Below are 23312 nucleotides of genomic sequence, written 5' to 3' on the forward strand. Positions count from 1 at the left end.
CTCAGCGGCCGGCGTCGGCGGAGACCGGCGCCGCGTCCTGGATGCGCAGGAAGGGTCGCGCTTGTTCGATCTCGTAGGCGAGTTCGAGCAGCAGTCGCTCCTTGCCCTTTTCTGCCGAGAGCATGAAGCCGTTCGGAACACCGCTGCGCGACAACCTCATCGGCACCGAGACGGCTGTCGGCCAGTATGACCAGCCTTCCGACTCCGGGGAAGGATTCGTCGGCATCGCGGCCATAGAGTGAACACATGACGCGCGCACTCATGGTGACCGAACACGGCGACCGATCCGTTCTCGCAGTGCAGGACGTCGATGTCGTACCGCCCGGGCCGGACGAGATCCAGGTGCAGGTGGCCGCCATCGGAGTCAACTTCATCGACGTCTACAAGCGGCAGGGCGTCTACGCCGGTGACACCCCGTTCGTCCTGGGCGAGGAGGCTGCCGGCGAGGTCGTGGCTGTCGGTGACGGCGTGGCAGATTTCGCCGTCGGCGACCGAGTTGCCTGGGGCCAATCCGGCGGCAGCGCAGCCGAACTGGTGAACGTGAAGGCGTCTGTCGTGGTGCCCGTGCCCGACGGTCTGGGTCTCGATATCGCCGCGGCGGCGATGCTGCAGGGGATGACGGCTCATTACCTGGTCAACTCCACCTGGCCGGTGCAGCGCGATCAGGTCGCGCTCGTCCACGCCGCTGCCGGAGGCGTGGGTCAGCTGCTGGTGCAGATGATCGGGGCCAAAGGGGCCGACGTCATTGCGACGGCCGGCAGCGAGGACAAACTGCGCATCGCGCACGATCTGGGTGCCGCACACACGATCAACTACCGCGAGTTCGAAGGTGAAGCCTTGGCCCACGAGGTCCGACGGGTGGCCGGGCGCGGCGTCGACGTCGTGTACGACGGCGTGGGCGAGACGACCTTCGACGCGTCCCTGGCCAGCCTGCGTCCACGCGGGATGATGGTGCTCTTCGGCGGAGCGAGCGGACAGGTGCCGCCGTTCGACCTGCAGCGCCTCAACAGTGGAGGGTCGCTGTTCGTCACCCGCCCCACGCTGCGTGACTACCTGCTCGACCGCGACGAATTGCTCTGGCGTGCACGCGAAGTGCTCGGTGGGTTGGCCGACGGCTCGTTGCGTCTGGAGATCGGGGCGAGTTACCCGATCGACCGAGCGGCAGCGGCTTATGAGGCTCTCGAGGGCCGCCGAACGACCGGCAAGGTGATCCTGACTCCCTGACGTGCGGCGCCGGATCCCTTACCGGGATCCGACGACACAACTCGCCGGCGAGTCACCGTGTCTCGATCAGCCGGGCAGACCCCAGACCTGCGCAAGCGCGTCGTAGGACTCGCGACGGTGCTGCGGGTCGAAGGTGTACGTCGTCACGATGACCTCGTCGAGGGAGTGCTCCTCGACGAACTCGCTCAACCGGTCGTGGACGGTCTGCGCCGTCCCGACGAAGGTCGCGCGCTCGTCGGGTCGCCCGGCGAACTGCAGTGCTGCCTCCGGGATGACCGTCGAGAGGTCGTCGACCGGCGGCAGCAGCGGGCCGAGTTGTCCGGTGCGCAGGTGGACGCGCATCTGCTGCGAGGTGGTGAACAGCCGCTCCGCCTCGGCCTGGGTGTCGGCGATGATCACGTTCGCCCCCGCCATCACCGTCGGCCGGTCCACCTGTGCTGTGCGCACGTCGGCCTGGAAGTGCTCGCGGTACACCTGCAGCGCCTCCCGGATTTGCTGCGGTGCGAAGTGGGAGGCGAACGAGTAGGGCAGCCCGAGTGCGGCCGCCACCTGTGCGCCGCCGGTGGACGACCCGAGCATCCACACCGGGACGTTCGTGCCCTCGCCGGGGATCGCTCGGACGCCGCCGGGCAGCGACCGCGGCTCGCCCAGCAGATCGATGATCGCGACGACGTCCGATGCGAACGAGTTCAGGTCCGGTTCGCCGCGCCGCAGGGCGGCAGCGGTCATCGGGTCGGTGCCGGGGGCGCGTCCGATGCCGAGATCGAAACGGTCGCCGTACAAGGTGGCGAGGGTGCCGTAGTACTCGGCGACCATCAGGGGTGCGTGGTTGGGCAGCATGACCCCGCCGCTGCCCAGGCGGATGCGTTCGGTGTGGTGTGCCAGGTCGGCCAGCACCACCGAACTCGCGGACGCCATGAAGGTCGTACTCCCGTGATGCTCGGCCACCCAGAGGCGCTTGTAACCGAGGCGATCCACATCGGCCGCGAGGGTGCGCGTGTGGTCGAAGGCGGTCGAGCGCGCCATTCCTTCGCTGACCGGGACGAGTTCGAGGACCGAGAGCGGGATAACTGGGTTCACGGTTGGTCAAACCACTCCACGGGCGAGGTTGTTCCGCGTCCTAGGGTGAGGGCGGAATCGAATCCAGGAGGTCACGATGAGCGCGAGCCGAGAAGCGCAGGCCGGTGTGGTCCAGGAACTGACCGATGAACTGGGCGCAGACGTGGTGCGCACCAGCGACGAGCAGCGCGAGGCCTACCGTTACGACTGGGCCCGTGACCCGGACGCGGTGTTGCCGTTGGCGGTTGTGCTGCCTCGGAACGTCGAACAGGTGCAGGCGACGATGCGATGGGCCACGCGGCACGGAGTATTCGTGATTCCGCGCGGCGCCGGCTCCGGCTTGTCCGGTGGTGCGAGTGCCCAGGCCGGCAGCATCGTGCTCTGCCTCGAACGGATGACCGCGATCGAGGTCGATCCGGCCACCCGAACCGCACGCGCGCAGGCGGGAGCGCTGAACGCATCCGTCAAGCAAGCCGCTGCCGAACACGGTCTGTGGTACCCGCCGGACCCGTCGTCCTTCCAGATCTCCACCATCGGCGGCAACGTCGCGACCAATGCCGGCGGCCTGTGCTGCGTGAAGTACGGGGTCACCGTCGACTACGTGCTGGGTCTGCAGGTGGTGCTGGCCGACGGTCGGCTCATCACCCTCGGCGGCCCGCGACTGAAGGACGTCGCCGGTCTGCCGCTGATCAAGTTGCTGGTCGGCAGCGAGGGCACCCTCGGCATCGTCACCGAGGTGTTGTGTCGCCTGGTGCCGAAACTGCCCGAACCTGCGACGTTGGTCGCCATCTTCGAGACGCTGACGGACGCGGCTCGAGCGGTGGTAACCACCTGCGCGACCAGTCGTCCTTCGATGGTCGAACTCATCGACAACGCGTCGATCAACGCGGTCGAGGACCACCGAGCGATGGGCCTCGACCGTGCGGCCGGCGCGATGCTGCTCATCCAGTCGGACGCCGCCGGCGAGTCGCGCGCCCTCGAACTCGCGGCCGCGCGCGCGGCGTGCGAAGAAGCGTCCGCGACCGAGATCTTCGAGACCGACGACCCGGACGAGGGCGCGATGTTCGTCGAAGCACGACGCGCTGTGTTCCCGGCCCTCGAACGGCTCGGTGCCTACATGCTGGAGGACGTCGGAGCACCGGTGCCGCTGCTGCCCGAACTCGTCGGGGGAGTGGCCGACATCGCGGCAGAGCACGATTTGCTGATCGCTGTGGTGGCTCACGCGGGTGACGGCAACACCCATCCGGTCATCGTGTACGACGCGTCGAACGAGGATGAAAAGCGGCGCGCTGCAACGGCTTTCACCCAGATCATGGAGTTGGCGCTCTCGCTCGGAGGAACGATCACCGGCGAGCACGGAGTCGGGCGGCTCAAGCAGCCGTTGCTGTCGCGCCAGCTCGGTGAGGACGTGATGGGTCTGCAACACGCGATCCGGAAGGTCTGGGATCCGCAGGGCCTGCTCAATCCCGGCGCCGGGTACTGAACGGCTCTGCGGTGTAGTAGTTGATAGATCAACAAAAACTGCCTACGCTGCATCCATGAGCGAACGTATGCCGGTGATCTATCTGTCCCATGGTGCGCCGCCGCTCGCCGACGACCGCACATGGGCGAGCGAGCTGTCCGCGTGGTCCACGAGGCTGCCCACCCCACGCAACGTGCTGATCGTCTCGGCGCACTGGGAGAACAGCCCGATCACGGTGTCTTCGACCACCGGTGCACCACTGACCTACGACTTCTGGGGCTTCGACCCGAAGTACTACGAGGTGACCTACCAACCGCCGGCCGCGGACGAACTCGCCGCCTCGGTGGCCCGCAATGTCGCCGATCTCGGTCCCGTCTTCCAGGACCAGGATCGCGGACTCGATCACGGTGCCTACGTGCCGATGGTCGAGATGTACCCCGACGCCGAGGTGCCGGTTCTGCAGGTCTCCCTGCCGACGCTCGACCCACGCAGCCTGTTCGACTTCGGCCGCAAGCTGTCGACACTGCGCGACGAAGGCACTCTCATCGTCGGCTCCGGGTTCACCACCCACAACCTGGGGTGGTTCCACCCGTCCGAACCGGCGGACGCCCCTGCCCCGACGCCATCTCGCGAGTTCGACCACTGGGCGGCCGAGCGCGTGGGCGCCGGGGACGTCGACGCCATCCTCGACTGGGAGTCCAAGGCGCCCGCGGCCCGTGAGGCGCACCCGCGCTCGGAGCACTGGGCACCACTGTTCGTCGCCCTCGGCGCGGGCTCCGTCGATGGTGCGGTCAGCGGGAGCAGTGAGATCGACGGGTTCTGGTACGGACTCAGCAAACGATCGTGGAGTTTCGCCTGAGCCGAGGTCTGCGCTGCGGTCAGTCGGCGAGCAAGGACGCCTGGTAACGACGCATTCCGCGCAGCCAGCGCTCGTGATCCGACGTCTTCTGTCGCATCATCTCAAGCACCTGGGCGTGCGGCAGGATCAGGAATTGCTGCGCCGCAACGGCTTCCAGCACCTCCTGCGCAACCGTGTCGGGCGTCAGCACGCCTCCCGCCGACAGCACGGCGTTGGTGGCCGCCATTCCGAGCCGGTCGCCACTGTCGCGACCGGCGTACAGGATCGCGGTCTCGACTCCCATGGGGCACAGGCAGCTGACTCCGACGCCCTGATCGCCGAAGGTGATGCTGAGCCATTCCGCGTAAGCGACTGCAGCGTGTTTGGTGACGGTGTAGGTGGCCGATCCGATCTGGGTGAGCAGGCCTGCCGCGGAGGCCGTGCTGACGAAGTAGCCGGATCCGGCCTCCACCCAGCGGGGGACCAGGCGCTGTGCCGCCCGGATATGAGCGCGGGTGTTGACCTCGAAGCTGTGGTCCCACTGCTGCTCGGTGACCTCGAGTCCGCTGGCGCCGATCACGCCGGCATTCGCGAAGTAGAGGTGGACGTCGCCGAAGCGGTCGTCGGCCACGCCGATCAACTCGTCGATCACACCGGGATCGGCCACATCACCGGTGACGGCAACTGCGCTGTCGCCCAATTCTTCTGCGACGTCCTGCACGGTGGGGGACAGGTCGGCGAGCACGACCCGTGCACCGCCTCCCACCAGCGCTCGTCCGAGTGCGGCGCCGATGCCTGCGCCCGCTCCGGTGACGATCGCCACCTTGCCGTCGATGTCCACGAGATCTCCTGGGGTTGTCGTCGATGGTGCAGTGGTCGAGTCCTGATTCAAGCTCATCAGTCCTGGCGATGCGCAGCAGTCCCGCCGAATCAGACTGCCGTCAGGGTAACGCGAGCACTTGTATTGAACACTTGGGCAAATTGGGCGCCTCCGGAGAGCGTAAGCCGCTACCCGGTCAGACGCGCTGGCCGGCCGGATCTGGGCTCGGTGGTGCGACCTTGCCCCGACGTGCAGTTGCTGGAACAGGCGATCGGGTTCGGTCCGAAGGTCGACCTCGCCGAGGGTGTCCGCTGCTGCGGGGAGTGGTACCGAAAGGCGTGAGATCTGCTTGTCCCGCGCTCAACGTCAAGACGAGACTCCGCAGACGGGGAGCCGGCGGCCACTTCGGTGGCTGACCGGCTCCTTCGTCACCGGGTCGACGAACTCGATGGTGGCTGCGAGCAACTGCAGTGGGGTGCTGAAGTCGCTCCGCGCGACCTGCAGCTGCCGGGGGTACAGCGGGTCACCGATGATCGGTGCACCGAGGTGGCTCATCGTCGCCCGCAGTTGATGCGTCCGTCCGGTGACCGGCCGTAGCTCGTACCGAGCGTCGTCGCCACGGTGTTCGACCCGTCGGATCCTGGTGTGAGAGTTGGGTTCCGGGTGGGCAACCTCGACACGGGTTGCGTGCTCGCCGTGCACCTTCGTCAGGTGCAGGTACACATCGGTGGTTTGGTCGAAGTCCTCCAGCGCGGGCGCCAGTGCGAGGTAGGTCTTGACGACTCTTCGGGTGGCGAACAACTCCTGGTAGGGGCCACGCCACCGCGGGTCCTTGGTCAGCACCAGCACGCCGCTGGTCAGCCGGTCGAGCCGATGAGCCGGACTGAGCAACGGCAGATCGAGTTCGTCTCGCAATCGTGCAACGGCGGTCTGGACGATGTGGCTGCCACGAGGCATCGTCGCCAGGAACGGTGGCTTGTCGACGACCAGAATCCGCTCGTCCTCGTGGATGACCGGGATTCCGAACGGTACGACCGGCTCGGGTGCGAACTCCCGCCGGACGAACACCACCCGTCCGGCGACGTAGGGCGTGGAGCGACCGACCTGCGTACCGTCGGGTTCTGCGACATCTCCCGCGTCGAGCTTGGCATCGACCTCGTCCGGCGTGAGCGCCGACAGACGTTCGACGAGGTGATCACGCACCGTTGTCCAAGAATCATTGTGCGGCAGCGATATTCGCATCGCGTCGATGCCGTGTTCCTGTGGAAACGGTGATCGTGGACGGTGGCGGCGACTACGACTCATGAATGACCCACTGCCGGATCATGTACGGCTCAGCTGCACCAGCACCTCGTGGTGACTGCTCTGCGGAAACATGTGGAACACCCGTGCTCGGTCGACGCCGAACGACGGGAGCAGAACGAGATCCGTCGCCAGGCTGCGTGGATTGCAACTGGAGTAGACGAGGTGACGGGTGCCCGAGCGCTCGAGCCATTTGCAGACGTCCGGGCCGATGCCCCGTCGGGGTGGGTTCACGACGACGACGTCCGGCGCGGGCGCCGCAGCGACAGCTTCGAACGCGTCCCCCGCCACGAAGGTGAATCTGGATGTCGCACCTGCGGACTCGAGTTCGGCGGCCGTGCGCCGAGCACTGATGATTGCGTCCGGGGACAGTTCCGCTCCGAACACCTCCCGCACGCCTTGACCGGCAGCGGTCAACCCGAACCCGCCCACACCGCAGAACAGATCCAGCAGGACCGCGGGAGTGAGATCGCCGATCCAGTCCGCTGCCTGTGCGTACAGCTGAGTGGCGACGAATGTGTTCGTCTGGAAGAAGCTCGCCGGCCGCAGGTGCAGTCTGACCTCACCCATCCGCATCGGGAGGGTGTCGTGCTCGGTGAGGACGATCTCCTGCGCACCCTCCATCACCGCACGATGATCGGGCAGCAGGTTCACCGACACGACCCTCGTGCCAGGAACGTGCTTGTGCAGCAACGGAATTGCTCGTTCCACCTTGCCCAGTTGCCCGGTGGAGCGCAGCACGAACCGGATCATGAACTCGCCGTCGGGGGAGTGGGTGACGATGAGATTCTTCAGCTCGCCGTTGCGGCTCGGGACGTCGTACGGCGTGAGCTCCGCTTCGGCGACGACCTCCCTCAGCAACGGCAGCGCGTCGGCCAAGGCGGGTTGGTACAGGCCGCACCCGGTGAGATCGACGCCGTTGCCGTGGTCGTCGAGGATGCCGAGGGTCGGTGCGCCGCGGCGTCCACCGACCACCAGCTTCGCCTTGTTGCGAAAACCCGACTCGGGTCCGGTCGCGGGTGGCAGCCATTGCTCGGCTCGGACGTGCTCGGCAAGAGTCCTCGCGACGAGGTCGTCGCCGTCGTGGACCTGCTGCGGGTACGGCACGTTCATGAACGTGCACGACCGGCACTCGTGCCGATCGAAGTACCCACAACGCATGGGGTCGAGGATAGGCGGACGCAAGGCGCGGCCCGGGATCGCTCCCGGACCGCGCCCATCGTGCGTCGCTCAGACGTGCTGCGCCTGCTTGCGCGGCTCGTCGTGGTGACCACCGTCGTACGCGTGACCGTGGTGGTCGTCGTCGAGCATGGTGGTCTCGTCGAACGGGTCCTCACCGGTCAGTGCCCGCTTCGTCTGCGCCTTGTCCAGACCACCGGTCCACTGACCGACTCGATCAAGGTCTGAACTCAATCCACCGACATCTCGCCGAGCTTGCTCCACCCCTCGACCTTCGTGTTCACGATGTCCGGGGTGCGCTGCAGGTACTTCGGCAACTCGGCGGTGGCCTTCTTGAAGTGGTCGCTCTGCACGTGCTTCGCGCCGGCGTCGTCGTCCTCGAACGCTTCGATGAGGATGTATTCGTTCGGGTCGTCGAGGCACCGCGACCAGCGGAAGAACAGGCAGCCGTCCTCGGCGTTGCATGCCTCGGTGAACTCCTTGGCCAGCTGCGGCCAGTCGTCGGCGTGCTCGGGCTTCACAGGGAACTTGGCGGTGATGAAGATCAAGGCGTCTCCTTGGGTCGTTTCAGGTACGAGTCCAGCCTCTCAAACGGCAGGACGGGATGGCAGGTGTGTGCAACGCTGATTTATAAAGGACTCAAGCAGATCGTCGATAGCGTGGCAACGTGTTCCAAGGGACTTGTTTCTCCTCACGTTCTCGCGGGCGGCGCGGGAGCGGGGCTTACGCCGGAAAGAAAGTTCTCGCCATGGTTTGTCTCGGGTGTCGTTCTACTGATCGTCGGACTGTCGGTGTTTACCCGAGCCGTCATGGTGTTCTTCAGCAATGAATGAGGCTGGGAGGGCGTAATGGGACAGAAGAAGCCGCTGCTGCTGCGCGCCAAGGACGCGGCGGGGTTCGCGCTGGTCTGGTCGCTCGCGAAAGTGGCCCACCGCGTGCGGTACACCCGGTCCGACGACATCCCGGGCGAAGGCCCGGTGATCATCGTCGCGAACCACATGACGATGAGTGAGCCACTCGCCGTTGCTCGAATGGTGATCGGGCACAGTCGTTTTCCGCACTTCCTCGCGATGCGTGAGGTGTTTTCCTGGCCGGTGGTCGGGTGGCTCGCCCGGGCGACCGGTCAGATTCCCGTCGCACGCGGATCCGCGAACGCCGCTGCAGCTCTGGACGAGGCCGGGCGCCGTCTCGACCTCGGGCAGGTCGTGGTGCTCTACCCCGAGGGACGGCTCACCACCGAACCCGATCGGATGCCGGGACCGGCCCGAACAGGCGCTGCACGGCTCGCATTGAAGCATCCCGAAGCGCCGGTCTTCCCGGTCGGGCTCTGGGGCCCGAAGCAGGGGACCGAGCACCTCTGGCACCGCCACTCGGCCCATTTCAGTGTCGGGCCGCGGATCGACCTGAGCGTGTTCGCCGGACGGACCGACGACCAGGCGGCGCGTGAAGCGACCGACCTGATCATGGCCGCCATCCGCACCGAGGTGCTCAACGCGAAGGCCCAGCACGCCGTCCGGCACGACGAGAGGTAGCGGTTCAGCCCCGTCGCATCCAGCTGCGGCGATCCTCCGATCGGGGGTCGTGAACGACAGCGGAGTCGTCCGCAAGACGCCTGACGCTGCGAGTGTCCGGTTTTTAGGCCGGCCATTGCGGTGCGTCCCCCTTCGAGAAACCGACCTCTCGGGCCTGTACCTGATGCCCCGGGCTTGCGTGCAGTTCAGCCATCTTCCCTGACCACGTCCTGCGGATTCTTGTCCGGACGCCAGCCGCGCCAGGCGGGGTGGCGCAGCCGGTCGGTGGCTGTCCACTCACCGAAAGTCACCTCACCGACCTCGCTGGGTCGCACCCACTTGGCATCCTTGGCGTCGGCGCGAGGCACGTCGTCGAGCGCGGGAGTCTTGCGTTCCAGTCGCTCCAGGCGCTTCTTGATCTCGGCCAGCTGCTTGGCGTTGAACCCGGTGCCGACACGTCCGACGTAGGTGAGTCCGTCGTCCCCGTTGACGGCCAAGAGCAACGAGCCGATCGTGTTCGCACGACTGCCCGCACCGGGTTTCCAACCGACGACGATCACCTCCTGCATTCGCTGGTTCTTGATCTTCAACCACGTCCCCGCGCGCTTGCCCTGCTGATAAACGCCGTCGATGGTCTTGGCGATCACCCCTTCGAGTTTCAGGTCCTTGCTGACCTTCAACGCTGCCTCTGCGTCCGAACCCAAAGTCACTGGCACGTGGATGTATTCGCCGTCCAGCGTGAGTGCTTCCAGTGCCTTTCGACGCTCCGAGTACGGCGTCCGGAGCAGGGATTCGCCGTCGAGGTACAGCAGATCGAACACCATGTAGTGCGCCTTCGATCCACCCGCACCGTGATTCTGCAGGCTGCCGAAATTTGACCTGCCGTCCTCGTCGAGCGCGACGATCTCGCCGTCGAGCACCGCGGTGTGGCCATCGAGGAGCGAACCCAGTTCGGCGAGTTCGGGATAGGTGCGGGTGAAATCCTTGCCGTTGCGGCTGCGCAGCGACGCCTGACCGCCGGTGACCTCGGCGATCGCGCGGTAGCCGTCCCATTTCGTCTCGAACACCCAGTCACGTGTGCCGAGGTCGTCGTCCGAACCGACACTCGCGAGCATCGCCTCGAAGCGCGGCAACTTCTGGTCGGTCGTGGAATCGGAGGTGCCGGTCGTGGCCTGGCTGTCGGCTGGTTCGAGCTCCATGCGGTGCATCAGCCAGTTCTTGTCGTCGCCGCCCATCTTGGTATGGACGATCGCGAACTTCACGGGCTCTCCGCCCAAGCCTCCGTCGGGACGCCCGTGCAGGACAGCGATCACTTCCTTGTCATCGCGCCACTTCTCGCACTCGTAGGTGCCGGCGTCCCAGATCTTCACCTCACCGCCGCCGTACTGACCCTGCGGGATCGTGCCCTCGAAGCTGCCGTACTCCAGCGGATGGTCCTCGGTCATGACCGCGAGGTGGTTGTCCTTCGGGTCGTCCGGTGGCCCCTTGGGCACCGCCCACGACACCAGCACGCCGTCCCGTTCGAGCCGGAAGTCGTAGTGCAGGCGGCTGGCGTGATGCTCCTGGATGACGAACGACTTTCCTTCGCCGGCAACGGGGGACGCCTCGGGCACCGGTTCCGGTGTCTTGGCCTGATCCCGCATGCTCCGGTACTTCGTCAGCCGATCCTTTGCGGTGCGCGAGACGCGTTCGTCCTTGTCCAGCAGCACTTGCATCGGATCGCCGATGGAGGCAAGACGCTGCAGTACCTGCGGCGGCGTGAGTTGCTCCAGGGAGGCGGTGAGTTCGTTCCACTCGCGAGGGACAGCGACATACGGGTGATCCCGTCCGCGCAAGGAGTACGGCGCGACAGCCGTCTTGTTGCCGTTGTTCTCGCTCCAGTCGATGAGCACCCGGCCGCCGCGAACGTCCTTGCGCATGTTGCTGACCACCAGATCCGGGTGTTCTTTCTCCAGAGCCTCGGCGAGCGCCTTGGCCACCTCGGTGACCTGTGCTGCCGTGTGCTTGCCGTCCAATCCGGCGTACAGGTGAATACCCTTGCTGCCGCTGGTGACCGGCACCGACGTCAGCTTCATTCCGTCCAGCAGTTCCTTGCAGAGGTGGGCGACCTCGATGCATTCTGCGATGCCGGCACCCTCGCCCGGGTCGAGGTCGAGAATCATCCGGTCAGGGTTCTGATGCCCGCCGCGCGGACCGACCTTCCACTGCGGGACGTGGATCTCCAGACTCGCCAGCTGGGCCAGCCAGATCAGGGTGGCTTCGTCGTCGACAAGTGGGTAGGTCGACGCGCGATGGCGATGCTCCAAAGACACCGTGGCGACCCAGTCCGGCGTCGACGCGGGGTCGAGGTTCTTGTGGAAGAACGCGTCCCTCGGCTCGTCAGCTGTACCCACACCGTTGACCCAGCGCTTGCGTGTCGCCGGTCGGCGCGACGCATGCGCGACGAACCACGGGGCCACCTGGCGGTAGTAGTCGATGACGTCGCCCTTGGTCGTGCCGGTCTCGGGGTACATCACCTTGTCGAGGTTGGTCACCTTGATCTCGTGACCGCCGACCTCGATCGCGGTCTGTTCGCTCTTGGCCATGTCGTCAGTCTGGCCACTTGCGAAGCTCGGCGGTCACGAAACCGTCACCCGACGTCCGTGCGGTGCCAGTCTGTTCACACCGAACCACGACCGACGGAGGCATCTGCAATGAAGCGCATCGGCTATTTCCTTTCGTGCGAGGAGTATTCGCCCGAGCAGTTGGTCGAGCAGGCACGTCTGGCGCAGGAGGCCGGGTTCGACGCGCTGTGGATCAGCGATCACTTCCACCCGTGGACCGATGCGCAGGGTGAGTCGCCGTTCGTGTGGTCGATGATCGGTGCCATCAGCCAGGTCTGTGATCTACCGATCACGACGGCGGTCACCTGCCCGACGGTTCGGATCCATCCCGCGATCATCGCCCAGGCAGCAGCCACCAGTGCCCTGCTCACCGGCGGGCGCTTCACCCTCGGTGTGGGCAGTGGCGAGGCGCTCAACGAGCACATCCTGGGCGACGTCTGGCCGCACGCCGACGTCCGGCTGGACATGCTGGAGGAGGCCGTGGGCCTCATCCGCGAGTTGTGGACCGGCGAGGTGGTGTCACACGAGGGGCCGTACTACACGGTCGACACCGCCCGCATCTATTCCGTGCCAAACAGCCCGCCGCCGATCTACGTGAGTGCGTTCGGTCCGAAGGCGCTCGAGCTCGCGAGCCGCATCGGCGACGGATTCATCACCACGCAGCCCGATGCGGAAAGCGTGAAGAAGTTCCGGAAGGCAAAGGGCGCGAAGGCGCCGACGCAGGCGGGCTTCAAGGTGGCGTGGGGCAAGAACCGGGATGCCGCGATCGATGCCGCCTTCGGGATCTGGCCCAACGCGGCAGTGCCGGGGGAGTTGTCCCAGGTGCTGCCGAGTCCGAAGCACTTCGAGCAGGCTGCGGAGTTGGTGACCCGGGAGAAGTTCGCCGAGAACGGCGCGTTCGGTCCCGATGCCCGCGAGCACGTCCAGGCGTTCGAGCCGTTCGTCGACGCCGGCTTCGACGACATCTACGTCGCGAACATGGGGCCGGACTACCGAGAGATGATCAAGGCGTACGGCACCGATGTATTGCCCGAACTGCGCCGAAAGCGTTCGCCGAAGAAGGCATCTGCGGCCAAGGACGAGAAGAAGTAGGCGGGGAGCCCATGGCCGAAGCCCCTTGAGTCGGTTGGGTGGGCGGTCCAGCCTCTCACGGGTGCCCGCGGCGAGCGGTGAACGCGGCGACGATCGCGACCAGGTCGCCTGGCATCTGTTGCGGGAGGCCGTGCGCGCCGTCAGGCACGGTGACGACGTTGCCGTTCGCTGCCGCGGCCAGTTCGTCGCACCATCTGCGACTGGAGACCCGGTCGGCGGAACCACGCACGACGAGCACTCGTGTGTGGACGTCGTTCATGACGTCGGACGCCGGGCGTCCGGCTTCGGTGTTGAATCCGGCGAGCACCCGAGGGTTCGAGCGGAGGTAGTCGAACGCGGCCTGAGCGAAGACCCGCGGTGCCTCGGCCGGAACGCCCTTCACCAACGCGCCGACATGGTTGCGCATCCTGGGCCACCGATCATCCGGCGAGGGGGAGACCAGGATGATCGAAGTGACGAGGTCGGCGCGCTGCGCCGCGAGGCGGGCCGCGGTGATGGCCCCGAGGGAATGGCCCACGACGTCGACCGGGCCGCGCTCGAGGTGGTCGAGCCATGCCGCCACATGCTGCGCCTGCGCGTCGGCGTCCATCCGGTGCGGCAATCGCGCGCTTCGTCCGCAACCGGGCGGATCGATCACCAGAATCGGTCGATCGAGCGGGTGCCGGTCGAGGAACCAACGGAAGGCATGCCACGACATCGACAGGCCGGGGATCAATACCAGCGGACGCGTGTGGGGTCGACCGGGTCGCTCCACCCAGGCGGTCATGACGCCATTCACCGGTTCGCGCCGACGAGTCAGCCCGTCGTCACGGATTCGCCTGGTGGGTAATGGGATCGGCACCATCCTGAGTCTGTCACGGAAGGCCACCTGATCGGGGGTGGTGCGGTGACCATCCACATGCAAACGTGGCCGCACCCGGGCGGACTCCCGTTCGCCCTTACCGAGGAGGTTCTCATGACCGACCAGACCGGCAAGCCGAACGACTCCGAGCAGGACGCTGCGACCGATGCAGCGCAGAACGTCGTCGACGACGTGACGTCATACGAATACAGCGGCGATAAGGACCGCATCGAACACAAGCTGGACGAGGGCCTGGACCAGGCCGGTGTCGAACTCGACTCGGCCGAGAAGAAGCGCGTGGTGCAGGACATCGACGCGCTCAAGGACGATGAGGGTGCCGGCACCCCGGACGTCGAGCGGGCACGTCCCAAGGAGTGATTGCGCGGCCCCACGGCGCGGGTTCTGTCATCCTCGTACCGTGAGTGTCCCTTGGACCAATCGCGTCGAAGGCGTGCGATGACGGCATCCGCACCGCTTGCCCGGCGCTTGGGCACGGCAGATGCGGTGGTCGTCGGACTGTCGGCCATGCTCGGCGCCGGTGTGTTCTCCGCGTACGCGCCCGCGGCCGCGTCCGCAGGTTCGCTGCTGCTGGTCGCTCTCGCGATCGCGGCCTTCGTCGCCTTCTGCAACGCCGTCGCGTCGGCGCAGCTCGCCGCGGCGTATCCCTCGTCGGGCGGCACCTACCTGTTCGGACGCGAGGTGTTGGGGCCTTGGTGGGGGTTCGTCGCAGGGTGGGGTTTCGTCATCGGGAAGACGGCGTCCTGTGCCGCGATGGCGATGACGTTCGCGTACTACCTCTTCCCCGACACCTCAGTGCTGCAACGACTTTCAGCCGCTGTAGCCGTAGTGGCCCTCACTGCTCTGAACCTGCGGGGCATCACCCGGACTGTGGTCGCCGCGAAGGTGCTGGTGACCATCACCGTCCTGGTGCTTGTGTTCTTCGTGGTGCTGGTGGGTACCCGTGAGAGCGTCGTGCCGAACGCCGCCCTTGCGTCCGCCGAGCCCTACGGAGTGCTCCAGGCAGCGGGTCTGCTGTTCTTCGCGTTCGCCGGGTATGCGCGGATCGCGACCCTCGCCGAGGAGGTACGCCGCCCGGAGATGATCGGTCGCGCCATCCTCATCGCCTTCTCAGTGGCGGTCACGTTGTACGCGGTGATCGGCGTGGTGTCGGTGAAGGTGCTCGGGTCATCCCTTGCTGCGGCGGATGCTCCGCTGATGAGCGCGGTGGACGCCGTCGGCGCCTCGTGGGCCGGCCCGATCGTGCGGTGCGGTGCCGTTGCCGCCAGCCTGGGAGCGCTTCTCGCGCTGATCGCAGGGGTTTCCCGGACGATGCTTGCGATGGCGCGCGAGCGTGATCTTCCGAGTCCTTTCGCCACGGTCGACGAGCGGCACCAGGTCCCTGCCGCCGCGCAGATCGCGGTGGGGGTCGTCGTGGTGCTGCTGGTGCTGCTCGCCGACCTGCGGGGAGCTATCGGCTTCTCGTCGTTCGGGGTGCTCACCTACTACTTCGTGACCAACGCATCCGCTTTTCGTCAGCCTTGCGGGCAACGGCGTTGGCCGCGTGCATTCAACATCCTCGGCATGGCGGGCTGCGCCGTGCTGGTGGCCACGCTGCCCTGGCAAGCGGTCGCACTCGGCGCCCTGGTGCTGGCCGGCGGCGTGCTCGGACGTGCTGCCCTGCGTCGCCCATGACGGCAGCCCTGACGACACCGAGGGCCCACCACCTCGCGGTGACGGGCCCTCGGTCTCGGCTGAGTTCGATCAGGTCAGCGACGTGTCGTCACGCTGCTGGTGCTGTTGAACGTTGTCCTTCGACTCCTGGGCGCTGTCCTTGACGTCCGTAGCGGCCTGCTGGCCTTCGGACTTCACTGTCTGGGCAGCGTCCTGGGCGGTCTGCTTGACGCTTTCGACTGCGTCCTGCGCCGGCTCCTTGAGGTTCTGAGCCGACTCCTTCGCGAGTGACTGCGCTTCGGACACGACGGGCTGCGCCTTGTCCTTGGCCTGCTGTGCCAGGTCGCGTTCCTTCTGCGACGCCGGCATCAGCGAGCCGACGAGCCAGCCTGCGCCCAGCGCGATGAGCCCAGCGGCCAGGGGGTTGCCCTGGGCCTTGCGCTTTGCCTGCTGGGGCAGCTCACCGGCGCGGTCGCCGACATGCGAGACACGATCGCCCACGCCCGGACCGTTGCCGGTGTGCTCGTCGCGGAAGTCCTCTGCAGTGCCCATGACCTTGTCCTTCAATCCGGCGGCGGTGCCCGTCACCTTGTCGACCTGGCGGCGGGCGATATTGCCCGGCGTCACGGCCTCACCGAGGGCGTTGACGTTCTGACTGAGGTTGGAGCGCGTCTGCTGGATTTCCTGACGCAGCTGCTCCGGGTCGTTGTTGCTCATCGGTTGTTTCCCTCATTTCCCTGGAGCGCATCCGGGACCCGCTTGGCGGTGTCGACGGTGCGCGGCATTCCTTTGACGTTCTTGAGCTGTCCCTTGCCCATCGAGGCGAGGATGGCGGCGATGACACCCCAGATGAGGGCGACGATCACCGCGGACCAACCGAGGTTGTCCATGAGATCTCCGAGCGCCCACCACAGGGCGATCGACAGGAAGAACAACGCGTAGTGCACGGCGGCGCCGGCACCCGCGAGCATTCCCGCGCCCTTGCCGGCCTGAGACGCGGACTGCTGGACCTCGGCCTTGGCGAGCGCGACCTCCTGCCGCATGAGCGTGGACATATCCTCGGTGATCTCGCCGATGATGGCGCCGATCGAGGAGACCTCGCCTTTCTCATGCGTGCCGTGTGCACTACGCAGCGGCTCGGCCGGCGGGATTGCGTCAGTCACGTTCTCGTACTGACGGTTGGAGTCGGCAGGACCGTTTCCGTATCCGCTCCCGTACCCGCCGGCACCCTGGCCGGCGGCGTGCGATCCGGTGCCGTTGTCAGGACCGACTGACATCAGCGCAGGTCTTCCGGACGACGCGGCGTGCCATTGCCGAACTGCTGGCCGGGCTCGACCCGAACACCGTCAACGTACTGCTCCGGCTGGTAGCCGGGGACACCTTCGACGTACTCGGCGTACTGCGGGGCGTCGTGCACATTGTCGGCGTACTGCTCGCCGATGCCGTACTGGCCTGCGGGCGGTGCGTAGCCGGTGGGCTGGTGCGACTGCGGGCGACCGGCGACATACCGGTTCTGACCCGGACCGCCCTGGCCGTAGGAGTCACCGGAGTCGTCGCGCGCCTCATCGGCAATGCCGCGGGTCATCCGACCGGCCACCAAGCCCACGAGTGCGGCTGCGGCCAGGAAGGTGCCCGGACGCTGACGAGCGAAGCGCTTGACCTCCTCGACGACGTCGCCCGGCTCACGGTTCTCCATCCAGGTGGCCGCGTCCCGGGCCCGGGTCGACGCCTGACGGGCCAGGTCGGACGCGACGCCGGACTGCTCGCTGCCCTTGGACATTCCGTCGAGTTCGTCTGCGAGAGAGGTAAGTCCGCTCGCCAGGCGCTGCTGCTGCCCGGAGCTCTGACCGCCGAACTCGCTCTTCAATTGATCGATCAGCGTCTTCAACTGGTCGGTGGCCTCGTGCAGGACCTCACCTGCCTGCTGCTGGGCGGTGCCTGCAACATCGGACGCGGACGACTTGGCGTCCTGCGCGACGGACTTGGCTTCACCGGAGGCGACGTCCTTGGTGGGGTTGGGCTGGTCGAGATCGGCTCGGCCCTCCGTGTACTTGATGTCGTGCTGGGGGTTTCCCGGCAGTTCGTGGTCTGACATACCTCGTCCTGACTGTGAGGAGTGTGGGTCCTGAACGCACGGCAGCGTTCGCCGTGACGTGTCAGCGAAGTGCGGAAGTGTCGACCGCACGCATGACCCGGAACGTCTTCGACGGTATGGCGCTCAGCGCGGTTGAAACGGGCTGGCGCTTGTCGGAAGGCGACGATCGGCGAATTTCACCCCAACGGAGGGTGGATGCAAGTGGCCGTAACACCAGTGGCGCGGGACAGACTGGCGGACCGATCGGGCGAGTGCGCCCGACCCGTTGATGCGAAGGTGCACAAGATGTCCACGACCCACGAATCGGATCGATTGTCAGATCTGGCCGACATGGTCGCCCAACCCGAATATCCCTGTCTGGGAGCGAGGTCGGTCTTCCGTCGCGACAACGTCACCAGCATCGACCTCGGCGAACTGGGAGACCCCACCAGTGCGCGGGACCTCGGAAAGGCGCTTGCCGTCTACGGGCGCTCGGCGGATCCGACCGGTCCGTTCCAGTCCTTCATCGCCACGTTCGACGGACCGGTCATCGACGACGAACGTGCCTTCGAGGATCTGCTCTGGCGCACGCTGCAGCAGTTGCACGACGGGGACGACCTGCCTTGGGCGCGCGGCGTCGGAGCCGACCCGGATGCGGCTCACTTCGCGTTCTCCTACGCCGGCGTGGCGTACTTCGTCGTGGGACTGCACCCGAACTCCTCGAGAGTGGCGCGTCGCGCGCCGAGGCCCTGTCTGGTGTTCAACCTGCACGAGCAGTTCGAGCTGCTTCGCGAGCAGGGTGGCTTCGAACGGATGCGTGACCTGATCAGGGCACGCGATCGAGCCCTGCAAGGATCGGTGAATCCGATGGCGGTCGACCATGGCGACTCCTCCGAAGCACGGCAGTACTCGGGTCGCGCCGTCGAACCCGACTGGCACGCACCCTTCGTCCCCCAGGAGACCCGATGACGACGCAGCACGTTCGCCCGCGCACCCCGAGCCCTGACGCGCACGTCTCGTATGCCGGAGGGGCGGACGCCCCGGCGCCCGGCTTCGAGCGCATCGCGCCACAGACAGGTGTCGGACTCGTCCTGCGAGCGGGGGAGATGCTCACGATCGTTGACCCGTGCGGGGAACAGGTGAGTGACTTCTTCGCCTTCGGTGCAGACGACCACGACGAGTGGTTCTCCACCGGCCGTACCACCGACTACAAGAACTCGATCTACGTCGGTCCGGGAGATCGGTTGTACAGCAACCGTTCTAGGGTCATGGCGACGATCGTCGAGGACACTGTCGGTGTGCACGACATGACGCTCACGCCGTGCAGCCAGGACACGTTCGACCTGCTCTATCCGGAGTTCGAGGGTGCCGAACACCCGAGCTGCTTCGCAAACCTCGTCAGCGCGTTCGACGCGTTCGACATCTCGTCCGACCGCATCTCCACGACGCTGAACGTGTTCATGGACGTATGGACCGACCTCGACGGCGAACTGCACATCGACCCGCCGCCGACGATGGCGGGCGACCGACTGACGCTGCGCGCCGAGATGGATCTCGTGGTGGGCCTGACCGCATGCTCGGCGGAGAAGTCGAACAACGGCAACTGCACCCCGATCGACTACCGCATCGACCGGCCCTCCTGACCTGTCAGGACCCGCGGGGCCAGTCATCACGGACGCAGGCCCCAGGCATACAGCCACTCTCTCGTGCTTAGGGTTGAGACATGAGTGACCTCGCCCATGATCTCGTGCTGATCGCCAACGCCGGCGACGGCACCATCTCGACCCTGCGGCTGGAGCGCCGCGAAGAACCTCGGCTCGATGTGATCGCGACCTCGGTGGCCGGGCAGGGGTGCAGCACCTTCGCGATCGACGCCGCGCGCGATCTGGTCTTCGCCGCGTACAAGGGTGAGCCGGCGGGGATCGTCACGTTGAAGCTCGACCGCACGACCGGTGAGTTGCACCCGGTCTCCCGCCGCGACGTCGACGCGTCGATGACCTACCTCGCCTTGGACCCATCGCGTTCATTCCTGCTCGGTGCGTCCTACGGCGGTGGCTTCGGTGAGGTGTGGCCGGTCGGGAACGAGGGTGATCTGGGAGAAGCCACCGCACATGTCGAGTTTGCGAACCTGCATTGCGTGGTCCCCGATCGCGGACACGCCTACTTCGTCTCGCTGGGCGATGATCTGATCGCGCAGTACGACCTGGGTGAGGACGGAACGCTCACCCCGCTCGACCCGGCGACCATCGCCCAACCGGACGGCAGCGGACCACGCCACCTGATCATCCAAGACGAGAACGCCTACCTGATCACCGAGTTCTCCGGTGAGGTCATCCGCCATGACGTCGGCGCCGACGGCTCGCTCGCCCCGGCGGAGTCGGTGAGCATCGTCGATCCGTCAGCAGGCTTGAAACACAGTCGATTCGGCGCCGATCCCACACAGGAGGGTCTGGTGTGGGGAGCGGACGTGCACCGTGCCGGTCGCTGGATCATCGGCTCCGAGCGCAGCGCGTCCACCCTCGCGACGGTCGCACTGGATGCTGCTGGACATCTCGGCGAGGTCGCGGACTTCGCACCGACCGAGACTCGTCCGCGTGGGTTCGCCGCCACGGACGACGGGCAGTTAGTGATCGCGGTGGGGGAGAAGTCCACCGCCGCCGCGCTGTCCCGCGTGGAGGACGACGGCCGGCTGACCGTTCTTGCGAGGGTAGGTATCGGACGCGGCGCGAACTGGGTGCGCATCGTCGCCGGCCACTGAATCAGTCGTCCGCTGCGGGGCGGGCGCGGTCGTTCTTGATCTCGCCACGTCGACGCTTCGCAGCCAGGCGCCGCCGCTGCGATCCACGGGTCGGACGTGTGGCTCGACGCTGCGGGGGAGCAGGTGCGAGTGCCTCGCGCAGAATCTCGGCCAGTCGCTCTCTGGCCGCCGTCCGGTTGCGCCGCTGGGAACGGTGTTCTGATGCGTCGATGGTGATCGTCGTGCCGACGAGTCGCTCCGACAGACGACTCAGCACGCGCTCGCGCTGCCGGTCGTTGAAGGCGGAACTGGCTGCGAGGTCCAAGCTCAGCTGCACCCGAGAATCGGTCGTGTTGACGCCCTGACCTCCCGGGCCTGAGCTGCGGGAGAAGCGTTCGAGCAGTTCGCCCGACGGCACGATCAACCCGCCCGGGATACCCGGTCCGGGGGACACATGCAGTTCCGACACCCATGCATTCTCGCGTGTCGTCTCAGCACTGTGAACGCTCGTGCGCGGTCACCTCGACCATCTCTATCCTTCGACCCATGTCGTGGTCGGTCTGGCTGACCCTGGTGGCGGCCGGGGCTCTCATCTCGTTCACTCCCGGTGCGGGAGCGATCAACACCATGTCGAACTCGCTGACATCCGGGTGGAGTCGTTCCATCTGGGGAATCCTCGGACAACAGATCGCCCTGGTGATCCACATCGCGATCGTTGCCGCCGGTGTCGGGGTCATCGTCGCCGAGTCGCCGTTGATGTTCAACGTTATTCGGTACGCGGGAGCTGCTTATCTGTTGTATCTCGGTGTGCGGCAATGGCGTTCACGTACGGCGGACACCGAAGAGACCGATCGGGCGCGGGCGATCGAGCCGCGCTGGTCGATGATGCGCCGTGGCTTGTTGGTCAATCTGACCAACCCCAAGGCGATCGTCTTCTTCCTGGCCTTCATGCCGCAGTTCATCCGGCCGGAGAACGCGCTCCTGCCCCAGTACACGGTGCTCGGCGTGACCGTCGTCGTCATCGACGTGCTGGTGATGTGGTTCTTCTTCGCCGTTGCCGCGCGGGGCCTGCAACGACTCACCCGCAGCGCTCGGGGTCAGCGACGGTTGAACCGGCTGTTCGGCGGTCTCTTCGTCGGGGTCGGCGCGATGCTGGCGACGATCCGCTGACTGATCGGGGCGCGGTCAGTGCCGGTCATGGTGGATCGGCCCGCCCCGCTCGGACAACCGTCCGCCGTCGCCACCCCATCGCAGCGAGATGATCTCGGCCGCGATCGACACGGCAGTCTCTTCCGGAGTGCGCGCACCGAGGTCAAGGCCGATCGGGCTCGACATGCGTGCCAGTTCCTGATCGGACAGTCCTTCCTCGCGTAACCGTTCGAGCCGGTCGTCGTGAGTTCTGCGCGAACCCATGGCACCGATGTAGGCGACCGACGGCAATCGGAGCGCGACCGACAGCACAGGCACATCGAACTTCGGGTCGTGTGTGAGCACGGCGATCACCGTCTGCTCATCGACGGCTCCGGACTCTGCCTGGTCTGTGAGGTAGCGATGCGGCCAGTCGACGACCACTTCGTCCGCGTCGGGGAACCTGGTGGACGTGGCGAAGACCGGGCGTGCGTCGCAGACCGTCACCCGGTAGCCCAGGAAGCTGCCCATCCGCGCGACCGCTGCGGCGAAGTCGATGGCGCCGAAGACCAGCATGCGCGGCTTCGGGGCGAAGGACTGCACGAAGACGCGCATTCCTTCGCCCCGACGTTGGCCGTCCGGACCGTAGACGAGGGTGTCGGAACGTCCCCCGGCCAGCATGCCGAGGGCATCGTCCACGACCGCTGAGTCGGCCCGGTCCGAGCCGAGGGTGCCTGTGTGAAAGGCAGATCCGTCGTCGGTCGGGCGCAGGATGAGGCGTCGCCCGACGCGATCGGGATCGTCGTGTTCGACGATCGTCGCGATGGCGACCGGGCGCTGTGCTTCGACGTGGTCCGCGACCTCTGCCAGTTCGGGGAAGGAGGCGGGGGAGAGCCGTTCGACGAAAACGTCGAGGATTCCCCCGCAGGTCAGTCCCGCAGCGAACGCGTCGTCGTCACTGACCCCGTACCGCTGCAGCACCGGCGTTCCCGACCCGAGTACTTCGCGGCTGAGTTCGTAGAGCGCGCCCTCCACGCAACCACCCGACACAGAGCCGGTGACCTGGCCGTCAGACGCGACGAGCATCGTGGCACCGGCCGGTCTGGGAGCGGACTGCCACGTTGCGACCACCGTTGCGACAGCAACCGATTCACCTGCGGTCCAGCGCCGCAACAATTCGGGCAGGATGTCACGCACGGTCGAACTCCTGGGGTGTGTCGACGGGTGTGTCGACGTCCCGGCCGGTCGCCAGGTGGCCGCACTCGACCAGGTTGTGCGGGGTGGACACGAAGACCGCGCGTGCACCCTGATCACCGGTGGCCACGTCGGCGGCTGCCGCCCAGTGGGTCCGTCCGATGATGACGGGATGGCCCGGAACGCCGTCATAGGTGGCCCGGACAAGCACATCGCGTGGGTCTGTCGCGGCCGCGGTCAGCACCCGAGCGACGACGCGGGCGTCGACGTCCGGCAGATCGACGAGCGTGATCAGGGCAGCGTCGACATCTCGGGTCGAGCACGCGTCCAGGCCTGTACGCAGCGACGCGCCCATGCCTTCCTGCCAGTGCTGAGCCACCACTACATCCACCTCGGGTATCAGCGCGGCTGCCTCGTCCGCTCCGGCACCAAGGACCGCGACCACGTCGTCGCAGCCACCTGCTCGAACCGCATCCACCGTGCGCTGCAGCCACGACCCGTCGGCGTCGTGGACCAGAGCCTTCGGCATTCCCATCCGTTCGCCACGACCGGCGGCCAGCACGATCGCAGCTATCAC

At 66.7% G+C, this 23312-nt stretch carries 27 protein-coding genes; 12 read left to right on the top strand and 15 right to left on the bottom strand.

The genetic code is table 11. The features are described from left to right. Window position 1: 1 nt before the first annotated feature. Complete coding sequence (locus FB459_RS10890; RefSeq protein WP_141928509.1) at window positions 2–226, bottom strand: hypothetical protein; 225 nt, start codon at window positions 224–226, stop codon at window positions 2–4. Window positions 227–246: 20 nt separating this feature from the next. Here FB459_RS10890 and FB459_RS10895 point away from each other — a divergent pair, with 20 nt between their 5' ends. Further along, complete coding sequence (locus tag FB459_RS10895; RefSeq protein ID WP_129623847.1) at window positions 247–1224, top strand: quinone oxidoreductase family protein; 978 nt, start codon at window positions 247–249, stop codon at window positions 1222–1224. Window positions 1225–1290: 66 nt separating this feature from the next. On the opposite strand, the gene FB459_RS10900 is transcribed toward FB459_RS10895, so the two are convergent. Beyond that, complete coding sequence (locus FB459_RS10900) at window positions 1291–2304, bottom strand: LLM class flavin-dependent oxidoreductase (RefSeq protein ID WP_141928510.1); 1014 nt, start codon at window positions 2302–2304, stop codon at window positions 1291–1293. 76 nt (window positions 2305–2380) lie between these two features. Here FB459_RS10900 and FB459_RS10905 point away from each other — a divergent pair, with 76 nt between their 5' ends. Both FB459_RS10905 and FB459_RS10910 read left to right on the top strand, forming a co-directional pair. Then, window positions 2381–3766, top strand: a complete 1386-nt coding sequence (locus FB459_RS10905) for an FAD-binding oxidoreductase (protein WP_141928511.1) — start codon at window positions 2381–2383, stop codon at window positions 3764–3766. 55 nt (window positions 3767–3821) lie between these two features. Next, window positions 3822–4604 (top strand): dioxygenase family protein, encoded by a 783-nt coding sequence (locus tag FB459_RS10910; protein WP_141928512.1) that lies wholly within the window; start codon window positions 3822–3824, stop codon window positions 4602–4604. 19 nt (window positions 4605–4623) lie between these two features. Here the strand turns inward: FB459_RS10910 and FB459_RS10915 are convergent, their stop codons facing one another. The 5 genes from FB459_RS10915 to FB459_RS10935 all read right to left on the bottom strand — a co-directional run bounded on the left by FB459_RS10915 (window position 4624) and on the right by FB459_RS10935 (window position 8432). Continuing rightward, window positions 4624–5424 carry an SDR family oxidoreductase gene (locus FB459_RS10915; RefSeq protein WP_129623843.1) on the bottom strand — a complete coding sequence of 267 codons (801 nt, stop codon included), beginning with the start codon at window positions 5422–5424 and terminating at the stop codon, window positions 4624–4626. Between the two features lie 345 nt (window positions 5425–5769). Beyond that, window positions 5770–6606, bottom strand: a complete 837-nt coding sequence (locus tag FB459_RS10920; protein WP_246092412.1) for a pseudouridine synthase — start codon at window positions 6604–6606, stop codon at window positions 5770–5772. 120 nt (window positions 6607–6726) lie between these two features. After that, window positions 6727–7818, bottom strand: coding sequence for a methyltransferase (locus tag FB459_RS10925; RefSeq protein ID WP_342771346.1), 1092 nt, complete (start codon window positions 7816–7818; stop codon window positions 6727–6729). Window positions 7819–7935: 117 nt separating this feature from the next. Beyond that, entirely contained in the window at window positions 7936–8118 is a 183-nt protein-coding gene (locus FB459_RS10930; protein WP_141928515.1) for a hypothetical protein, read from the bottom strand. Continuing rightward, a complete protein-coding gene (locus tag FB459_RS10935) occupies window positions 8115–8432 on the bottom strand; it encodes a putative quinol monooxygenase (protein WP_129623840.1) in 318 nt (105 codons plus the stop codon). The genes FB459_RS10930 and FB459_RS10935 overlap by 4 nt, the downstream gene beginning before the upstream one ends. Window positions 8433–8495: 63 nt before the next feature. On the opposite strand from FB459_RS10935, the gene FB459_RS10940 reads away from it, so the two are divergent. Together FB459_RS10940 and FB459_RS10945 are read left to right on the top strand one after the other, a co-directional pair. Then, entirely contained in the window at window positions 8496–8717 is a 222-nt protein-coding gene (locus FB459_RS10940) for a hypothetical protein (RefSeq protein WP_141928516.1), read from the top strand. A gap of 15 nt (window positions 8718–8732) precedes the next feature. Further along, entirely contained in the window at window positions 8733–9416 is a 684-nt protein-coding gene (locus FB459_RS10945) for a lysophospholipid acyltransferase family protein (RefSeq protein WP_129623839.1), read from the top strand. Between the two features lie 185 nt (window positions 9417–9601). Here the strand turns inward: FB459_RS10945 and FB459_RS10950 are convergent, their stop codons facing one another. Further along, the gene (locus tag FB459_RS10950; RefSeq protein ID WP_141928517.1) at window positions 9602–11980 is read right to left on the bottom strand and encodes an ATP-dependent DNA ligase; all 2379 of its coding nucleotides are present in this window, start codon (window positions 11978–11980) and stop codon (window positions 9602–9604) included. A gap of 108 nt (window positions 11981–12088) precedes the next feature. On the opposite strand from FB459_RS10950, the gene FB459_RS10955 reads away from it, so the two are divergent. Continuing rightward, window positions 12089–13090, top strand: a complete 1002-nt coding sequence (locus FB459_RS10955) for a TIGR03557 family F420-dependent LLM class oxidoreductase (RefSeq protein ID WP_129623837.1) — start codon at window positions 12089–12091, stop codon at window positions 13088–13090. A gap of 55 nt (window positions 13091–13145) precedes the next feature. Here FB459_RS10955 and FB459_RS10960 read toward each other — a convergent pair whose 3' ends face one another. Continuing rightward, window positions 13146–13856, bottom strand: a complete 711-nt coding sequence (locus FB459_RS10960) for an alpha/beta fold hydrolase (RefSeq protein WP_170221877.1) — start codon at window positions 13854–13856, stop codon at window positions 13146–13148. 189 nt (window positions 13857–14045) lie between these two features. Between FB459_RS10960 and FB459_RS10965 the strand changes: the two genes are divergently transcribed. Further along, window positions 14046–14309: a hypothetical protein gene (locus FB459_RS10965; protein ID WP_141928519.1), complete on the top strand. Its 264-nt coding sequence runs from the start codon at window positions 14046–14048 to the stop codon at window positions 14307–14309. Between the two features lie 78 nt (window positions 14310–14387). Continuing rightward, the gene (locus tag FB459_RS10970) at window positions 14388–15623 is read left to right on the top strand and encodes an APC family permease (RefSeq protein WP_141928520.1); all 1236 of its coding nucleotides are present in this window, start codon (window positions 14388–14390) and stop codon (window positions 15621–15623) included. Window positions 15624–15692: 69 nt separating this feature from the next. On the opposite strand, the gene FB459_RS10975 is transcribed toward FB459_RS10970, so the two are convergent. The 3 genes from FB459_RS10975 to FB459_RS10985 are packed head-to-tail and all read right to left on the bottom strand — an operon-like array spanning window position 15693 to window position 17697. Further along, entirely contained in the window at window positions 15693–16319 is a 627-nt protein-coding gene (locus FB459_RS10975; RefSeq protein WP_129623833.1) for a DUF3618 domain-containing protein, read from the bottom strand. After that, window positions 16316–16879, bottom strand: coding sequence for a phage holin family protein (locus FB459_RS10980; RefSeq protein ID WP_115921869.1), 564 nt, complete (start codon window positions 16877–16879; stop codon window positions 16316–16318). Before FB459_RS10980 ends, FB459_RS10975 begins: the two co-directional genes overlap by 4 nt. Further along, window positions 16879–17697, bottom strand: a complete 819-nt coding sequence (locus tag FB459_RS10985) for a hypothetical protein (protein WP_129623832.1) — start codon at window positions 17695–17697, stop codon at window positions 16879–16881. The genes FB459_RS10980 and FB459_RS10985 overlap by 1 nt, the downstream gene beginning before the upstream one ends. 285 nt (window positions 17698–17982) lie before the next feature. Here FB459_RS10985 and gntA point away from each other — a divergent pair, with 285 nt between their 5' ends. From gntA to FB459_RS11000, 3 genes are all read left to right on the top strand, one after another. After that, entirely contained in the window at window positions 17983–18645 is a 663-nt protein-coding gene (gntA, locus tag FB459_RS10990; protein WP_129623831.1) for a guanitoxin biosynthesis heme-dependent pre-guanitoxin N-hydroxylase GntA, read from the top strand. Next, window positions 18642–19319, top strand: a complete 678-nt coding sequence (locus FB459_RS10995) for a DUF1989 domain-containing protein (RefSeq protein ID WP_141928521.1) — start codon at window positions 18642–18644, stop codon at window positions 19317–19319. The genes gntA and FB459_RS10995 overlap by 4 nt, the downstream gene beginning before the upstream one ends. An 80-nt stretch (window positions 19320–19399) precedes the next feature. Further along, window positions 19400–20434: a lactonase family protein gene (locus tag FB459_RS11000; protein ID WP_141928522.1), complete on the top strand. Its 1035-nt coding sequence runs from the start codon at window positions 19400–19402 to the stop codon at window positions 20432–20434. 1 nt (window position 20435) lies between these two features. Here the strand turns inward: FB459_RS11000 and arfB are convergent, their stop codons facing one another. Then, window positions 20436–20882, bottom strand: a complete 447-nt coding sequence (gene arfB, locus FB459_RS11005; RefSeq protein WP_141928523.1) for an alternative ribosome rescue aminoacyl-tRNA hydrolase ArfB — start codon at window positions 20880–20882, stop codon at window positions 20436–20438. A 77-nt stretch (window positions 20883–20959) separates the two neighbouring features. On the opposite strand from arfB, the gene FB459_RS11010 reads away from it, so the two are divergent. Further along, on the top strand, window positions 20960–21583 hold the full coding sequence (locus FB459_RS11010) for a LysE family transporter (protein WP_141928525.1): 624 nt from the start codon (window positions 20960–20962) through the stop codon (window positions 21581–21583). Between the two features lie 15 nt (window positions 21584–21598). On the opposite strand, the gene FB459_RS11015 is transcribed toward FB459_RS11010, so the two are convergent. Together FB459_RS11015 and FB459_RS11020 are read right to left on the bottom strand one after the other, a co-directional pair. Further along, window positions 21599–22738 carry an XdhC family protein gene (locus FB459_RS11015; RefSeq protein WP_141928526.1) on the bottom strand — a complete coding sequence of 380 codons (1140 nt, stop codon included), beginning with the start codon at window positions 22736–22738 and terminating at the stop codon, window positions 21599–21601. Further along, window positions 22731–23312: a nucleotidyltransferase family protein gene (locus tag FB459_RS11020; protein ID WP_246092413.1), complete on the bottom strand. Its 582-nt coding sequence runs from the start codon at window positions 23310–23312 to the stop codon at window positions 22731–22733. The genes FB459_RS11015 and FB459_RS11020 overlap by 8 nt, the downstream gene beginning before the upstream one ends.

The organism is Yimella lutea, assembly GCF_006715095.1.
GTDB lineage: Bacteria > Actinomycetota > Actinomycetes > Actinomycetales > Dermatophilaceae > Yimella > Yimella lutea.

Excerpts from the sequence above, each read along its gene's own strand:
- FB459_RS10925 (WP_342771346.1), bottom strand. The coding sequence starts at position 7,818 with ATGAACGTGCCGTACCCGCAGCAGGTCCACGACGGCGACGACCTCGTC.
- FB459_RS11010 (WP_141928525.1), top strand. The coding sequence starts at position 20,960 with ATGTCGTGGTCGGTCTGGCTGACCCTGGTGGCGGCCGGGGCTCTCATC.
- FB459_RS10950 (WP_141928517.1), bottom strand. The coding sequence starts at position 11,980 with ATGGCCAAGAGCGAACAGACCGCGATCGAGGTCGGCGGTCACGAGATC.
- gntA (WP_129623831.1), top strand. The coding sequence starts at position 17,983 with ATGTCCACGACCCACGAATCGGATCGATTGTCAGATCTGGCCGACATG.
- FB459_RS10975 (WP_129623833.1), bottom strand. The coding sequence starts at position 16,319 with ATGAGCAACAACGACCCGGAGCAGCTGCGTCAGGAAATCCAGCAGACG.
- FB459_RS10960 (WP_170221877.1), bottom strand. The coding sequence starts at position 13,856 with ATGACCGCCTGGGTGGAGCGACCCGGTCGACCCCACACGCGTCCGCTG.
- FB459_RS10985 (WP_129623832.1), bottom strand. The coding sequence starts at position 17,697 with ATGTCAGACCACGAACTGCCGGGAAACCCCCAGCACGACATCAAGTAC.
- FB459_RS11000 (WP_141928522.1), top strand. The coding sequence starts at position 19,400 with ATGAGTGACCTCGCCCATGATCTCGTGCTGATCGCCAACGCCGGCGAC.
- FB459_RS10955 (WP_129623837.1), top strand. The coding sequence starts at position 12,089 with ATGAAGCGCATCGGCTATTTCCTTTCGTGCGAGGAGTATTCGCCCGAG.
- FB459_RS10995 (WP_141928521.1), top strand. The coding sequence starts at position 18,642 with ATGACGACGCAGCACGTTCGCCCGCGCACCCCGAGCCCTGACGCGCAC.
- FB459_RS10905 (WP_141928511.1), top strand. The coding sequence starts at position 2,381 with ATGAGCGCGAGCCGAGAAGCGCAGGCCGGTGTGGTCCAGGAACTGACC.
- FB459_RS10910 (WP_141928512.1), top strand. The coding sequence starts at position 3,822 with ATGAGCGAACGTATGCCGGTGATCTATCTGTCCCATGGTGCGCCGCCG.
- FB459_RS10980 (WP_115921869.1), bottom strand. The coding sequence starts at position 16,879 with ATGTCAGTCGGTCCTGACAACGGCACCGGATCGCACGCCGCCGGCCAG.
- FB459_RS10970 (WP_141928520.1), top strand. The coding sequence starts at position 14,388 with ATGACGGCATCCGCACCGCTTGCCCGGCGCTTGGGCACGGCAGATGCG.
- FB459_RS10945 (WP_129623839.1), top strand. The coding sequence starts at position 8,733 with ATGGGACAGAAGAAGCCGCTGCTGCTGCGCGCCAAGGACGCGGCGGGG.
- FB459_RS10965 (WP_141928519.1), top strand. The coding sequence starts at position 14,046 with ATGACCGACCAGACCGGCAAGCCGAACGACTCCGAGCAGGACGCTGCG.
- FB459_RS10890 (WP_141928509.1), bottom strand. The coding sequence starts at position 226 with ATGCCGACGAATCCTTCCCCGGAGTCGGAAGGCTGGTCATACTGGCCG.
- FB459_RS10895 (WP_129623847.1), top strand. The coding sequence starts at position 247 with ATGACGCGCGCACTCATGGTGACCGAACACGGCGACCGATCCGTTCTC.